13 protein-coding genes are annotated in these 13,228 nt (G+C 54.3%); 10 read left to right on the top strand and 3 right to left on the bottom strand.

All coding sequences use genetic code 11. The features are described from left to right. The first annotated feature begins 55 nt into the window (after window positions 1–55). Complete coding sequence (locus V8L73_RS07335; protein ID WP_027274453.1) at window positions 56–1,147, top strand: YeiH family protein; 1,092 nt, start codon at window positions 56–58, stop codon at window positions 1,145–1,147. A 126-nt stretch (window positions 1,148–1,273) separates the two neighbouring features. Then, window positions 1,274–2,131 carry a deoxyribonuclease IV gene (nfo, locus tag V8L73_RS07330; protein ID WP_347254520.1) on the top strand — a complete coding sequence of 286 codons (858 nt, stop codon included), beginning with the start codon at window positions 1,274–1,276 and terminating at the stop codon, window positions 2,129–2,131. Between the two features lie 47 nt (window positions 2,132–2,178). Here nfo and fruK read toward each other — a convergent pair whose 3' ends face one another. After that, window positions 2,179–3,117: a 1-phosphofructokinase gene (gene fruK, locus V8L73_RS07325; protein WP_261831593.1), complete on the bottom strand. Its 939-nt coding sequence runs from the start codon at window positions 3,115–3,117 to the stop codon at window positions 2,179–2,181. A 219-nt stretch (window positions 3,118–3,336) separates the two neighbouring features. Beyond that, complete coding sequence (locus tag V8L73_RS07320) at window positions 3,337–3,591, bottom strand: YkgJ family cysteine cluster protein (protein WP_347254803.1); 255 nt, start codon at window positions 3,589–3,591, stop codon at window positions 3,337–3,339. Between the two features lie 173 nt (window positions 3,592–3,764). Here V8L73_RS07320 and mtr point away from each other — a divergent pair, with 173 nt between their 5' ends. Beyond that, a complete protein-coding gene (gene mtr, locus V8L73_RS07315; protein WP_027274449.1) occupies window positions 3,765–5,003 on the top strand; it encodes a tryptophan permease in 1,239 nt (412 codons plus the stop codon). Window positions 5,004–5,158: 155 nt separating this feature from the next. Then, the gene (gene yeiP, locus V8L73_RS07310; protein WP_027274448.1) at window positions 5,159–5,731 is read left to right on the top strand and encodes an elongation factor P-like protein YeiP; all 573 of its coding nucleotides are present in this window, start codon (window positions 5,159–5,161) and stop codon (window positions 5,729–5,731) included. A gap of 64 nt (window positions 5,732–5,795) precedes the next feature. Here the strand turns inward: yeiP and V8L73_RS07305 are convergent, their stop codons facing one another. Next, window positions 5,796–6,131, bottom strand: coding sequence for a hypothetical protein (locus tag V8L73_RS07305; RefSeq protein ID WP_134389012.1), 336 nt, complete (start codon window positions 6,129–6,131; stop codon window positions 5,796–5,798). A gap of 282 nt (window positions 6,132–6,413) precedes the next feature. Here V8L73_RS07305 and V8L73_RS07300 point away from each other — a divergent pair, with 282 nt between their 5' ends. The 6 genes from V8L73_RS07300 (at window position 6,414) to V8L73_RS07275 (ending at window position 13,227) form a co-directional block, all read left to right on the top strand. Next, complete coding sequence (locus V8L73_RS07300) at window positions 6,414–7,397, top strand: GTP-binding protein (protein ID WP_347254519.1); 984 nt, start codon at window positions 6,414–6,416, stop codon at window positions 7,395–7,397. Between the two features lie 66 nt (window positions 7,398–7,463). Next, window positions 7,464–8,186 (top strand): phosphatase PAP2 family protein, encoded by a 723-nt coding sequence (locus tag V8L73_RS07295; protein WP_347254518.1) that lies wholly within the window; start codon window positions 7,464–7,466, stop codon window positions 8,184–8,186. 281 nt (window positions 8,187–8,467) lie between these two features. Further along, complete coding sequence (gene mepS, locus V8L73_RS07290; protein WP_027274445.1) at window positions 8,468–9,064, top strand: bifunctional murein DD-endopeptidase/murein LD-carboxypeptidase; 597 nt, start codon at window positions 8,468–8,470, stop codon at window positions 9,062–9,064. 183 nt (window positions 9,065–9,247) lie between these two features. Next, window positions 9,248–11,104 carry an extracellular solute-binding protein gene (locus V8L73_RS07285; RefSeq protein WP_347254517.1) on the top strand — a complete coding sequence of 619 codons (1,857 nt, stop codon included), beginning with the start codon at window positions 9,248–9,250 and terminating at the stop codon, window positions 11,102–11,104. Window positions 11,105–11,113: 9 nt separating this feature from the next. Further along, window positions 11,114–12,205, top strand: a complete 1,092-nt coding sequence (locus tag V8L73_RS07280) for a microcin C ABC transporter permease YejB (RefSeq protein WP_027274443.1) — start codon at window positions 11,114–11,116, stop codon at window positions 12,203–12,205. Then, entirely contained in the window at window positions 12,202–13,227 is a 1,026-nt protein-coding gene (locus V8L73_RS07275) for a microcin C ABC transporter permease (protein ID WP_347254516.1), read from the top strand. Before V8L73_RS07280 ends, V8L73_RS07275 begins: the two co-directional genes overlap by 4 nt. Window position 13,228: the final 1 nt, after the last annotated feature.

Raw genomic sequence — 13,228 nt, 5'->3', positions numbered from 1 at the left:
ATAGCCAATAGATTTATTCTTGCCGTCATGATTTACACGATGTGGACCCTTTTTTATGTCACTAAGTCACCGACACATGATAGATACCGCCCCGCTCAGTAACAGGCTCGCCGCTCTTCTACCGGGGCTCTTACTCACTGGCGTTATTACCGCCCTGTCAATGTATGCCGCCACGCTGCCATCTTTTTCGCAGCTTGGGCTTAGCGCGCTGACGCTGGCGATCGTGGCCGGTATGGTATTAGGAAACACGGTTTATCCCAGCATTTCTGCCCCGAGCAACGCAGGCGTTCAGTTAGCGAAGCAAAAGCTGCTGCGCTTAGGGATCATCCTGTACGGCTTTCGCCTGACCTTTCAGCAGATTATTGACGTCGGTGCCAGCGGCATCGTCATTGACGCGCTAACGCTGGGATCTACGTTTCTCTTAGCCCTATGGCTGGGGAACCGCGTTCTGGGTATCGATAAACAAACTACGATACTTATCGGTGCGGGCAGCAGCATTTGCGGCGCGGCGGCGGTGATGGCGGCCGACCCGGTCGTAAAATCGGAATCCAGTAAGGTAGCCGTCGCCGTAGCGACCGTTGTCATCTTCGGTACTATCGCCATGTTCCTCTATCCCTGGCTACACCAGCTGGACGGCGCCTTTCACCTGCTGGGCTTTTCCGACAACCAGTTCGGTATCTATATCGGATCTACCGTTCACGAAGTCGCCCAGGTGGTTGCCGCCGGTCGCGCTATTTCTGACGATGCGGCCAACGGCGCAGTCATCGTCAAGATGATAAGAGTGATGATGCTGGCGCCGTTCCTTATCCTACTGTCCGGTTACCTGAACCGCAGCGAAAGCGCTTCGACTCCGGCTGGCGCTGCGCAGAAGCGTTCACCTATCGTTATTCCGTGGTTTGCGGTTCTGTTTATCGTCGTTGCGGGCTTCAATTCATTAAGCCTGTTACCGACTAAGGCCGTCAGCGTTATTATCGACATTGATACGGTAATGCTATGCATGGCGATGGCCGCACTGGGGCTGACCACCCACGTCAGCGCCATTCGGCAGGCGGGCGTCAAGCCGCTGCTGCTGGCCGCCCTGCTGTTCATTTGGCTCATCGTTGGCGGAGCCCTGATTAACAAGGCCGTCCATCTGCTAAGCCTCTAAACGCATCTCCTCTGCCAGGCTGTGTCCCGTAGCTGTCTTCGACAACTACGGGACACAGCCTAAAACGCGTTGGCCGAAGTAAACCAAGTTGTGCGATACTTTGGCCAATATGAAGGAGAAACTGAGATGAAATATATCGGCGCGCACGTCAGCGCATCCGGCGGTCTGGATCAGGCCATTATCCGAGCCCATGAGCTTGAAGCCACCGCGCTGGCACTGTTTACTAAAAATCAGCGCCAGTGGAAGGCGGCGCCCCTTACGGATGAAGTTATCGCCAACTTTCGCAGCGCCTGCGAACAGTACGGCTATCGCCCGCAGCAAATCCTGCCCCACGACAGCTATCTGATTAACCTCGGCCATCCCGTCGAAGAGGCGCTGCAAAAGTCCAGAGAGGCCTTTATTGACGAGATGTACCGCTGCCAGCAGCTGGGGCTGACGCTGTTAAACTTCCACCCCGGCAGCCACCTCATGCAAATCGACGAAGACGCCTGTCTGGCGAGGATTGCCGAATCCATCAACATTGCGCTGGACAGCACCCAGGGCGTAACCGCCGTGATTGAAAATACCGCAGGTCAAGGCAGCAATCTGGGATATAAGTTTGAACACCTGGCCGCCATCATTGACGGCGTAGAGGATAAAACCCGGGTCGGCGTCTGCATCGACACCTGTCACGCCTTTGCGGCGGGCTATGACCTTCGCACAAAAGAAGACTGCGAGAAAACCTTCGCCTGCTTCGAGCGCACCGTAGGCTTCAAATACCTGCGGGGAATGCACCTAAACGACGCCAAAAGCGAGTTCGGCAGCCGAGTTGACCGCCACAACAGCCTAGGGATGGGTAATATCGGGAAAACCCCGTTTAGCTACATTATGGCCGACGACCGATTTGACGGCATTCCTCTTGTACTGGAAACCACCAATCCTGACATCTGGAAAGACGAAATCGCCTGGTTGAAAAGCCAACAGCGGGTTGAAGAACCGGCCTGACGAAAAATGAAGAAGAGAAGAGCGCATTCTATCGATGCGCTCTTTTTTTAAGCGAAAGGTTTCAACTCCACCTGTGCCATCATTGACGCCAGCTGCATGCGGTCTTTAATACCCACGTTGCTCTGGCTTACCGCCAATGCCGCCACGGCGGTCGCCAGCCTGAGCGTATGCTCGCTGGACTCGCGCATCAGCAGGCCGTAAATCAGCCCGCCGACCATCGAGTCTCCTGCGCCAACGGTGCTCACAACGTCGCAGGACGGCGGCTTCGCTAGCCAAGCGCCCGATGCGTTAACCCAAATAGCCCCTTCAATGCCCAGAGAAATAACCACGTGGGCAATGCCGCTCTCGCGCAGGGCGTGGGCCGCGTAGACGACGTCTTCCAGAGTAGGCAGCGGATGCCCCATCCATATCTCCAGCTCGCGGCGGTTGGGCTTGACTAACCACGGTGACGCCTTCAGGCCTGCGGCAAACGCCTCCCGGCTGCTGTCAAAAATGATGCATGGGCACACGGCGCGCAGCTGACGCATCCATTCGCTAAAGGCCTCTGGATCGAGCCCCGAAGGCAGGCTTCCGCTTACGGCCACCATGTCAAACTGCCCCAGCCACGACAGGGAGTCGGCGGTAAAACGCTGCCAGTCGGTAGGACTTACCTGAAATCCGGAAAAGTTAAAGTCGGTGACTTCGTTATTGGCTTCCGTCAGCTTTACGTTAATACGCGTTCGCCCTGGCACCACCTGAAAACGGTTAGCGATGCCCAACTCGCTAAACAGCTGCTGAAAGCCGTCCTGATTGTCTTTCCCCAAAAATCCGCCCACAGTGACATCAATCCCTAAGTCTTTCAGAACTTTGGCGACGTTGATACCTTTACCGGCAGGATGCAGCCCGGCCGTTCTCACCAGGTTGACGTCTCCCAGCGTAATGCTAGGGCAGTGACCAACCAGGTCATAGGCGGGGTTAAGGGTTATGGTCGCTACGCGTCTGTTCATTGATGTCTTCTTTTTACTTACATGACTACATTTTTTGCCGTCGGAAAAACCGGCGCATCCCCTGACTGCGGGAGGTGGATCGTTTCAGGCGATTCTAGCGCTATTTTTACACAATTGCTCTATTCAGGAGAAAATTATTGATAACGGATTAAAATCAACACGATCGTTTGAAAGACCGCCGGTAAGTTAGAACGGCTATCAGAAAAGCTATCGGCTCTTCTACGGCGCGGTTAGACGCTCAAGGTTTTCCAGATAATGCAGGGCTTCGTCGCGACTGTCGCCGCACATTTCCCGGCACGGCTGGAGCCTTGCGCACACGCTGGGACGATCGGAATGATGAAAAATACCGCAGCGAAAGTCGTCATCCAGATGAATGCAGGGCCTGCCGGACGGCTTTCCCTCTGGCATGCCCGGTATTGCGCTGGAAATAGACGGAGCGATACAGCAGGCCCCGCACTTCGTTCGACACTCCATCATGCTCTCGTCTCGGATGATATAAAGGCATCAGGCTACGTGATATGGGAAAAAAAGCGATCTATTTATCGATAGCTGTCGATTTATCCTGATAAAAAACGAGTTTACAAACGACGGTAATAACGTATCATTCCACTAGTACAAAATACACTTACATCCGGAAATAAAGAGAAATGTCTCAAACCGAAACACAAAAGCGCCCTTCCGTCTTCGGCGGCGCCATGATTATTGCAGGAACGGCGGTCGGCGCCGGCATGTTTTCCATTCCTATTGTCACCTCCGGCGTTTGGTTCAGCGGCTCCACCCTGATGTTGGTGTATACCTGGTTTTGTATGTTCTTTTCCGGCCTGATGCTGCTGGAAGCCAACCTCAACTATGAGGCCGGCGCCAGCTTCAATACCGTGGTCAAAGGGCTGTTAGGCAACGCGTGGAACGCCATTAACGGGCTATCGGTCGCGTTTGTGCTTTACATACTGACCTACGCCTACATCTCCGCCGGTGGTTCCATCATTAGCCATACGCTTTCTTCCACCTTTTCTATAAACCAAACCGTCGCCGGTCTGGTCTTTGCCCTGCTGGTCGCGTTTATCGTCTGGCTGTCGACGCGTGCGGTCGACAGAATTAATACGATTCTGATAGGCGGCATGGTCATTACCTTCGTTTTTTCCGTCAGCGATATGTTCACTCAGGTGCAGCCGACAATCCTGTTTAACCGAACCGAATCCAATCCGGAATACCTGCCCTATGCGTTAGCCGCACTCCCCTACCTTCTGGCTTCGTTCGGCTATCACGGCAACGTCCCGGGGCTTGCGAAATATTATCAAAAGGACGCAAAGTCCGTCGTTCGCAGCCTGCTGATAGGCACCCTCATCGCGCTGGCGATTTACCTGCTGTGGCAGTTCGTCATTCAGGGCAACGTGCCTCGCCCGGCGTTTAAAGAAGTTATCTCTGAGGGCGGCAACATCGGCAACCTGCTGGCGCAGCTCGATAACGGTACGGTGACGCCGCTGGTGAAGCAGCTTCTCAATGCGTTCTCCTACATGGCGCTGGCCAGCTCGTTTTTGGGCGTTTCTCTGGGGCTTTTGGACTACATCGCCGACTTCTTCAAGTTTGAAGACAGCCCGGCCGGGCGTGCCAAATCCGCGCTAATTACGTTTGCCCCGCCTACGGTTGCGGCGTTGCTGTATCCCGACGGCTTTTTATACGCCATCGGCTTTGCCGGTCTGGCCGCCACCGTTTGGGCGGTGATCGTGCCCGCGCTTCTGGCCCGCGCCAGCCGTAAAAAATTCCCTCAGGCCGAGTATCGTGCGCCTGGCGGCGCCTTGATGATCTATTTCGTTATTCTGTTCGGCATACTCAACATTCTTGCTCACGTCGGCTCAACGCTGAATCTGCTGCCGGTCTATCGCTAATACAACGCTTCTTAGGCCCGCCGCCGCGCGGGCCTGCACTTTTTCGCCTTTCACGCTTTTTTTATTTCCGGCTGCGGATTCTGCTTGCCTGTTTTGCCGCTCGCGAGTAATTTGTCGCCAATCATTCAACCCGTGAAAATGGATCCCTGTTTACTATGCCAAGAGCAAACGAAATTAAGCGCGGCATGGCCGTTAGCTACAACGGCAAAATGCTGCTGGTTCGCGATATTGAAGTACAAAGCCCAAGCGCGCGCGGCGCCAGCACGCTGTACAAAATGCGCTTCTCCGATATCCTCACCGGCCTGAAAGTGGAAGAGCGCTTCAAGGGCGACGACATTATTGATGAAATCAATCTGAGCCGTCGCCAGGTGACGTTTTCTTATATTGACGGCGACGAATACGTTTTCATGGATGATGAAGACTACACGCCCTACATCTTCAAAAAAGATCAGATTGAAGAAGAGCTGCTGTTTATCCCCGAAGGCGGTATTCCCGGCATTCAGGTACTGACCGTCGAAGGCCAGGTCGTGGCGCTTGAACTGCCGCAGACCGTCGATATGGAAATTATTGAGACCGCCCCCGGAATCAAAGGCGCTTCGGCCAGTGCCCGCAACAAGCCGGCAACGCTGAGCACCGGGCTTATTATTCAGGTACCGGAGTATCTGGAGTCGGGCGAAAAAATCCGCATTCACATTCCGGAGCGTCGCTATATGAGCCGCGCCGACTAGGCGTAGGAAACGTATAGGCAAAAGAAACGCCGGGCAAAGACCCGGCGTTTCTTTTGTATTTCAGTTAGTTATAGGTAATTTCAGCAATACCCAGCTTTTTCTCTTTGTCTATCCAGCGGAAAGACACCTGATTAGGCTGATTTTTTCCTTGAATGACTGCGCCGTTAGCCGCTGCCTGCAGCGTCATCTGCTGTTTAACCGACTTGTTACCGTCCATACACGTTTGTGTTAACTGATTCGTGCTATACGTTGTCTCACATCCCGCTTCTACAATCCGCCCAAGGAAATTGATTGTTCCACTGCTCGCCGCCTGTACCGGCATTAGGGAAAAGGAAAAGGGAAGAAGTAACAGAGAAGCTTTAAATAAAGTCTGAATTGAGCTGACGGTTTGATATGCCATAAGAAGCTGCCTTATCGGTACCGACCTTTAGCACGAGCGTTCCCACAGCCAGTCGTATTTTCCTTTCCCTTCTATGCCAAAAGATATTGATTTTAAGCGGGAAATAGTCTTTATCTCTCGCCCCTTACCCCAAGTATAGACTGCTTTTTTTTATTTTCACTCAATGCAATAATACCCGAATAATTTAGCAGAAAATTGACCTAAATACTTTCTAGGCTAGATTATTAACTGCTTATTGCCATATTTTTGTATCTTTCATCGGCCTACCGCGAGGAAATTACAGTGACGCGCGTTAACTTGATTACCGGATTTCTCGGCAGTGGCAAAACCACTACGATTCAACATCTTTTAAGCCAAAAGCCGGAAGGCGAGAGCTGGGCTATTTTAGTCAACGAATTCGGCGAGATCGGTATCGACGGCGCGTTGCTCAAAAATCGCGGCGCGGTGATGAAAGAGATCCCCGGCGGCTGCCTGTGCTGCGTTAACGGGCTACCGATGCAGGTTGGCCTCAATATGCTGCTCAAACAGGCAAAACCAGACAGATTACTGATCGAGCCGACCGGACTAGGCCATCCCAAGCAGGTTCTGGCGCTTTTAACCTCAGACGTTTATCAGCCGTTACTCACCGTCGGCGCGACGCTCTGCCTGTTGGACGCCCGCCAGCTGTCGGAGCCTCACTATGCGCAAAATGATAACTTTCGCGATCAGCTCGCCGCCGCCGACCTCATTTTAGTGAATAAAACGGATACCTATCAGGAAGAAGACCGCAGCGCCTTTTTCCAGTGGCGCCAGGCCAACGCGCCCGAGCGTCCTTATGAATTTATTCAACGGGGCGCAGTCTCTCTTGATGTACTAGACGTGCCGCGCCTTAATCTGCCGGAGCTTCCGGACAGCGTCCACCACGCACATGCGCCAAAAGCGCAGAGCGGGCTGGCGGCGCTCAGCCTGCCGAACGCCCAAGGGTGGCGCAGAGCGCTCAACCAGGGCCAAGGCTACGTGAGCTGCGGCTGGATTTTTGACGCCGATACCTGCTTTTCTACAGCAGCCCTGCTCGATTGGGTGCGGCTTGCGCCCGTAGAGCGCGTTAAAGGAGTCATGCGCATTGTGGAAGGCACCATCGTATTTAACCGACAGGGGTTCGATCTGAAAATAGAAACGCAGGCCGTTGCCCCCGTCGACAGCCGAGTAGAGCTTATCAATTCGGGCGATGCGCCGTGGAATGAGTTGCAAAGCGCGCTGCTAAAGGCCAGAATTCCAAAACCATAAGGCTAAGTCGCCTGATAGCGTGCTTAATAAAGCTATTTTTTACTGCTATTTTTCAAAGGTATTTTGATGTCCCGCTGTCGCTTCACCGCTATTTTTTTGCTAAACGCATTTGGAATAGCGCTTTTTCTTTCCTGGTACTTACCAGAAAACCACGGCTTTTGGTTTACCGTTGATTCGGCGCTGTTTCACTACTTCAACGCCTATCTGGCCGCCAGTCCGGCCTATCTTAAGCTGGTCGCCGTCACCAACAACCGCGCCTTCGACTCCGTTTCGCTTCTGGCAATGGGGCTTTTACTGTTTTACTTTTTTCTCAAGCAGGACGCCGCCGGCAGGCGTTGGACTATCATCATGGGCATCGTCATGCTGATAACCGCGGTAGTGCTTAATCAGGCCGGACACCTGCTGCCCGTCGTGCGTCCAAGCCCGACGCTGAGCTTTGAAGGCATCAATCGGGTAACGGAACTCTCAGGCATTCCTACCAAAGACGCGTCAAAAGACAGCTTTCCTGGCGATCACGGCCTGATGCTGATGATTTTCGCCGCCTTTATGCTGCGTTACTTTGCCCGCTGGGCGTTTGCCGTCGCCACCCTTTACGTCATCGTTTTCTCGCTGCCGCGCATTATGGTCGGCGCACACTGGTTTACTGATATCTACGTCGGTTCTCTGAGCATCGCCTGCGTAGGCCTAAGCTGGTGCCTGCTGACGCCTGCCAGCGATATCCTGATAAATGCGATAAACCGCACCGTACCGGGGCGACACCGCGCCAAAAGCCGCCGTGACGCCCTTTAGCCGTGCATCAGAGTTAGCTCACAAAATAGGCAAAAAGGTTTAGAGCGTGACGATATCGAGGCAGAAAGTTCTCGCAATCAAGCAATAGATAAAGTAGTCTTTTTCCGTTTGTGCGCGCTATTGCGGATAAGGGCAGGTTTTTGGGGAATATTTTACCCCGCTCAAACTGCCGGGCCCGTTGCCTGTGGGTTACCGTTACGAATAGGGTTACCGCACAGGGTTGCGACTTTTGATTTTTATAGCGACAGCGTCGTTAAGGACTACACGGGAATTTCATCAACATGGTCAAATCTCAACCAATTCTGAGATACGTTCTACGATTTGCGCCGGCCGTAGCCGCAATCGTAATGTTATCAGGCTGCGGCACCCTCTCCTCAACGGCAGAGGCGTCGAACGCGAGAAGTGGCCAAACTTCCGCACAAAGCTCACACAGCTCAGATGAAAAGCAGGGACTGGCGTTTCAATCCACTCAGGATGAATTCGAATCCATGGTTAAGAACGTCGACATCAAGTCGCGCATTCTTAATCAATACGCAGGCTGGAAAGGCGTCCGTTACCGCATGGGTGGAAGCACCAAAAAAGGCGTCGACTGTTCAGGCTTCGTTCAAATCACGTTTCACGAGCAGTTTGGCCTGACGCTCCCGCGCTCTACGTCTATGCAACAAAACATCGGCAAACCCATTCAGCGCGCCAAGCTGCGCCCCGGCGACCTGGTTTTGTTTCGCGCGGGTTCTACCGGCCGTCACGTGGGGATATACATCGGCAACGATAACTTTGTCCACGCGTCGACCAGCAACGGCGTCATGATTTCCAGCATGAACGAAAAATACTGGAATACTCGTTACCATCAGGCCCGCCGCGTTTTAAACAAAGGCTAACCGCTATTTTCAACTCGCTTTTACCCGCATTCGTTGGGTAAAAGCGTTGTTTTCATTGCCTTTAGTATCGCTTCCATGCCAAAAATATCTATAATTCCATATCAAACATATGAGGCCGCGTGAGATATACTCTACAAAGAATCAGCGCGAAGAGGCTCGGTTAGAAATGGATAGAAAGGCGACATGAACATATTGCGGTCAACGTTGCGTCGGCTCGACGCGTTTTTCTCTTCATTGCCCCTGTTCTTCCTGCTTGCAGGCGCCATTGTTTCTTTCAGTTCCGTAGCCGCTACCGTCATTGAAACCGACCGGCTTGCGCTGCTCGGCGAGCCTAAGTATCCCAGCGGCTTTACCCACTTTGACTATGTCAATCCTGATGCCCCTAAGGGCGGGCAGCTCACGCTATCCGCTATCGGAACGTACGATAACTTCAATACCTATGCTTCTCGCGGCAATCGCCCCGATGGCACCGACAGGCTGACCGATACGCTGTTTGCCTCCTCGCTGGACGAAACAAGCAGCCTCTACCCGCTTATCGGCTCATCGGTTCGCTACCCCGACGACTACAGCTGGATGGAAGTCAATATCAATCCGAAGGCCCGCTTTCAGGACGGTACTCCCATTACGGCTGAAGACGTCGCCTATACGTTCGAAAAATTCATGACTGAGGGCGTCCCCCAGTTTCGAATCATCTACAAGGGCATTACGATTAAGGCCGCTTCTCCGCTGGTCGTACGCATAGAGCTTCCAAAGCCAGACAAGTCGCAGCTGATTTCCCTGGTCGGCGGGCTGCCCGTTTTCCCAAAAAGCTTCTGGCTGCATCACAACTTGAGCGAGCCGCTTAACGCGCCGCCGCCGGGCAGCGGCCCCTACCGCATCAGCGGCTACAAGCTAGGGCAGTACATCATCTATCAGCGCCTGGAAAACTACTGGGCGGCAGACCTGCCGGTTAACCGCGGGCGCTACAACTTTAACACCATCCGCTACGACTACTACCTCGACGACAAGGTCGCTCTGGAAGCCTTCAAAGCGGGCGCCTACGACCTGCGTCTGGAAAACTCGCCCAAAAGTTGGGCCACCCAGTATCAGGGCAAATACTTTGATAAGGGATACATCGTCAAACAGGAGTGGGAAAATCAGAGCGCACAGGATACCCGCTGGCTGGCGTTCAACGTTCAGCGCCCTCTCTTTTCCGACTCGAAAGTGCGTGAGGCCATCACGCTGGCGTTCGACTTTCAGTGGATAAACAAAACGCTGTTCTACGGCGCCTACCGGCAGCCCGACAGCTACTTTCAAAACACCGTTTACGCCGCCAGCGGGTTGCCCGATAAGGACGAGCTGGCCTGGCTTACGCCGCTGAAGGGAAAAATCCCCGATGAGGTCTTTACCAAGGCCTATCAGCCGCCGAAAAGCGACGGCAGCGGCTATAACCGCCAAAACCTGCTGAAGGCGACGCAGCTGCTAAAAGAGGCCGGTTGGGAAATAAAAGGCGGCAAGCTTGTTAACGCCAAGACCGGGCAGCCGTTTACCTTTGAGCTTCTGCTGCTCAGCGGCAGCGACAGCCTGTACGTCCTGCCCTTTCAGCACGCGCTAAGCCGACTCGGCATTACCATGACCGTACGCTCGGTGGACAGCTCCCAGTTTATCAACCGCCTGCGCAGCCGGGATTTCGATATGATCCCCCGCGTATATCCGGCCATGGACTATCCGTCAAACAGCCTGCTGATTTTCTGGAATTCTAGCTATATCAAGTCGACCTACAACACGCCGGGCCTGATCTCCCCGGCGGTCGACGAACTGACGCAGAAAATTGCCGACTATCAGGGGCAGGAAAAGCCGCTGCTGTCTTTAGGCAGAGCGTTTGACCGCGTGCTGACCTGGCATCGCCTGATGATCCCGCTGTGGTACAGCGATCGCGACAGGTTTGCCTATTGGAACAAGATTTCCATGCCGGCCGTGCGGCCCAAAAGCGCGCTGGGCCTCGACACCTGGTGGTACGACGCTAATAAAGCGGCCGCTCTGCCCGAGCAGCGACGCTAAGGACGTTCCGTGACGACATACATACTTCGCAGACTGTTGCTGCTGATCCCAACCCTCTGGGCGATTATCACCCTCAACTTCTTTATCGTTCAAATCGCGCCCGGCGGGCCGGTAGAACAGGCCATCGCCACTATCGAACTTGGCCACCAAAGCGGCTTTGGCGCGGGTGGCCCAAACGTCGCCAGTTTGGATAAAGGCTCAGCCGTTCCCGCTGCCGACCGGCAGTATCAGGGCGGACGCGGGCTGGATCCCGAAGTGATTGAAGAGATTAAAAAGCGCTTCGGCTTCGATAAGCCAATGCACGAACGCTATTTTGACATGCTATGGAGCTACGCCCGCTTCGACTTCGGCGACAGCCTGTTTCGCGGCGCATCGGTAGTGGAGCTCATCAAGCAGTCGCTGCCGGTTTCCGTCACGCTGGGACTGTGGAGCATGCTGCTTATCTATCTGATTTCCATTCCTCTAGGCATCAAAAAGGCGGTAAAAAACGGCACGCCGTTTGACGTCTGGACCAGCAGCCTGATTATCGTCGGCTATGCGATCCCCTCTTTCCTGTTCGCCATTTTGCTGATTATCCTGTTTGCCGGCGGCGGCTATCTGGACTGGTTCCCGATGCGCGGCCTGATATCCAACAACTTCGACAGCCTGAGCCTGTCCGGCAAAGTGCTTGACTACCTGTGGCACATCGTCCTGCCGGTCTGCGCCACCACCATCGGCGGCTTCGCTACCCTGACGATGTTGACTAAAAACTCGTTTTTAGACGAAATCCACAAACAGTACGTGATAACGGCCAGGGCCAAAGGCCTGGAGGAAAAGCGCATCCTGTACGGCCACGTGTTTCGCAACGCCATGCTGCTGGTGATCGCCGGCTTCCCGTCCGCCTTCATCAGCATGTTCTTTACCGGCTCGCTGCTGATTGAGGTGATTTTTTCGCTCAACGGACTGGGGCTTTTAGGCTATGACGCCACGCTTCAGCGCGACTATCCGGTCATGTTCGGCACGCTCTACATTTTCACCCTGATTGGGCTGGTGTTTAACATCTTAAGCGACATTACCTACACGCTGGTCGACCCAAGAATTGACTTCGAGGCCCGCCGATGAGAAAGCTCAGCCCCCTGAATCAGCGACGCTGGCAGAAGTTCAAGCACAACCGCCGCGGCTACTACTCCCTGTGGATTTTCGCCATACTGTTTGTCATCAGCATGGCCGCCGAGCTGGTCGCCAACGACAGGCCGCTGCTGGTCAGCTACAAGGGCGAATGGTACACCCCGTTTTTGGTGAACTACAGTGAACAAACCTTCGGCGGCGAGCTGCAAACCGAAGCCGACTACAGCGACCCGGCGATTGCCTCGCAAATAGATCAAAACGGCTGGGCCCTCTGGGCGCCGATCCGATTTAGCTATAATACGATTAACTACCAAAGCCCGTCGCCCTTCCCCGCGCCGCCCTCGTCGGCCAACCTGCTGGGCACCGACGACCGGGGGCTGGACGTGCTGGCCAACCTGATTTACGGCTTTCGCATCTCGATCCTGTTCGGCCTGTCGCTGACGCTGCTCTCAAGCCTGATAGGCATTGCCGTCGGGGCGACTCAGGGCTACTACGGCGGAAAGGTCGATCTGCTCGGCCAGCGCTTTATTGAGGTATGGTCCGGCATGCCGACGCTGTTTCTTATCATTTTGCTCTCAAGCGTCATTCAGCCCAACTTCTGGTGGCTGCTGGGCATTACCGTGCTGTTCGGCTGGATGACGCTGGTCGGCGTCGTTCGGGCCGAGTTTTTGCGCACGCGCAACTTTGACTACGTCAGAGCGGCTAAGGTCATGGGCGTCAGCGATGCCAAAATCATGTTCCGCCACATTCTGCCCAACGCCATGGTCGCCACTCTGACCTATCTGCCGTTTACCCTGTGCGGCTCCATCGCGATGCTGACCTCGCTGGACTTCCTCGGCTTCGGTCTGCCGCTGGGTTCTCCTTCGCTGGGTAATTTATTGCTGCAGGGGAAAAACAACCTGCAGGCGCCCTGGCTTGGCATCAGCGGCTTTATCGTGATTTCCGTGCTGTTGACGCTGCTGATTTTCATTGGTGAAGCCGTGCGCGACGCCTTCGATCCGTCAAAGGCCCATTGAT

It is taken from the genome of Leminorella grimontii (assembly GCF_039789245.1).
Taxonomy (GTDB): Bacteria; Pseudomonadota; Gammaproteobacteria; order Enterobacterales; family Enterobacteriaceae; genus Leminorella; species Leminorella grimontii.
Note: the sequence above shows the minus strand (reverse complement) of the source record. Positions and strands in the feature narration are given on the sequence as shown.